This is a genomic window from Nocardioides sp. (assembly GCF_034670285.1).
Classification (GTDB): domain Bacteria; phylum Actinomycetota; class Actinomycetes; order Propionibacteriales; family Nocardioidaceae; genus Nocardioides.
In genome coordinates this window covers 1-1,830 of the sequence record NZ_JAXMNS010000550.1, presented here as the reverse complement: position 1 = coordinate 1,830, position 1,830 = coordinate 1, and the positions used below count along the sequence as shown (strand labels likewise).

General features: G+C 69.6%; 1 protein-coding gene and 1 pseudogene. Both read left to right on the top strand.

The features are described 5' to 3' along the window. Positions 1–191, top strand: a pseudogene (locus VOI19_RS18905) (hypothetical protein); the annotation flags it as partial. A gap of 1 nt (position 192) precedes the next feature. Beyond that, the gene (nuoN, locus tag VOI19_RS18900; protein WP_323794479.1) at positions 193–1,788 is read left to right on the top strand and encodes an NADH-quinone oxidoreductase subunit NuoN; all 1,596 of its coding nucleotides are present in this window, start codon (positions 193–195) and stop codon (positions 1,786–1,788) included. Positions 1,789–1,830 lie beyond the last annotated feature (42 nt).

Below are 1,830 nucleotides of genomic sequence, written 5' to 3'. Positions count from 1 at the left end.
TGCGCGAGCTCGCGGCCGTGGCGCCGCTGATGGTCGCCCTGGTGCTGTTCGGGTTCTTCCCCAAGCCGCTGCTGGAGGCGAGCAACCCCTACGTCGCCGACCTGATGGAGCACGTCGGAGTCACCGACGACGAACCCAGTGTGTCCTCGGAGATCGCCGAGTCGTCCCTGGCCGAGGAAGAGGGTCGCTGACATGGACTTCGTCAATCCCACCATCGAGTACGCCGAGCTCTCGCCGCTGCTGATCATCTTCGGAGTCGCCCTGGTCGGCGTGGTCGTCGAGGCGTTCGTCTCGCGCGAGCGTCGCCACGTCGTCCAGAGCAGCCTCGCCGGTGTCGGCATCCTGGCCGCCCTCGGCGCCACGGTCGCCGTCGGCCTCAACCTCGACAAGGTCGGCGACGGCACTGCCCAGGGCCTCGTCGCAGCCGAGGGTTCGGTCGTCGTCGACGGTCCGACCATCTACCTGTGGGGCCTCATCCTGGTCTTCGCCCTCGCCGGCGTCGCCCTGTTCGCCGAGCGTCGGCTCGAGGCCGGGGTCTCGGCCTTCGCGGGCCAGGCCGCTGCCATGCCCGGCACCGACGCCGAGCGTGAGGCGTCCACCCGGGGCCTGGCCCACACCGAGATCTACCCGCTGCTGATGTTCGCCGTGGGCGGGATGCTCCTCTTCCCGGCCTCCGGCGACCTGCTGATGATGTTCGTGTCGCTCGAGGTGCTCTCGCTCCCGCTCTACCTGCTCTGCGGCCTGGCGCGTCGTCGCCGCCTGCTGAGCCAGGAAGCCGCGATGAAGTACTTCCTGCTCGGTGCCTTCTCCTCGGGCTTCTTCCTCTACGGCGTCGCGCTGGTCTACGGCTACGCCGGGTCGATGGACCTCGCGGTGATCAACGAGGCCGTGGTCAACGGTGCCGACAACGAGATCCTGCTGATCCTCGGCATCGCCCTGCTCTCGGTCGGACTGCTCTTCAAGGTCGGCGCCGTGCCCTTCCAGGCCTGGACCCCCGACGTCTACCAGGGCGCCCCGACCGCGGTCACCGCGTTCATGTCGGCCGCGACCAAGGTCGCCGCCTTCGGCGCGATGCTCCGGCTCTTCTACGTCGCCTTCGGCGCAGCCCGCTGGGACTGGGAGCCGATGCTCTGGGTCGTGGCGATCCTGACGATGCTCGTCGGCGCGATCGTCGCGATCGCCCAGACCGACGTGAAGCGGATGCTGGCCTACTCGGCCGTCGCCCACACCGGGTTCCTGCTCACTGGCCTGCTCGGGCTCCAGTCGCTCGGCGAGCTGGCCGACGGCCAGATCACCTCGCTCCAGGCCGTGCTGTTCTACCTGACGTCGTACGGCGTCGCGTCGCTCGGCGCGTTCGCCCTGGTGACCGTCGTGCGCGACGCCAACGGTGAGGCGCCGTCGTTCACCCGCTGGACCGGGCTGGGCAAGCGCTCGCCGCTCGTGGCGGGGCTCTTCGCCTTCTTCATGCTCTCGATGGCCGGCATCCCGCTCACCGCCGGCTTCGTGGGCAAGTGGGCCGTCTTCACGGTCGCGATGTCGGCCGGCGCCTGGCCGGTCGTGCTCGTGGCGATCCTGTCCAGCGTCATCGCGATCTCGTTCTACATCCGCTTCATCCGGCTGATGTTCTTCACCGACCCCGTCGAGGGGGAGGCCGTCGGAGAGGTCGCCCTGGCCTCACCGCTCACGGGTCTCACGATCGCCGGGTGCGCCGCCGCGACGCTGTTCCTCGGTGTCGTGCCGGGTCCCGTGCTCGACCTCGTCGTGCATGCGGGAGACTTCATCAGGTGACCACGTCCTCACCTTCGCCGGACCCGGCGCCAGGCCCCGCAG

Bases quoted from the DNA above. Each gene is read 5' to 3' on its own strand.
- nuoN (WP_323794479.1), top strand. From the start codon at position 193: ATGGACTTCGTCAATCCCACCATCGAGTACGCCGAGCTCTCGCCGCTG.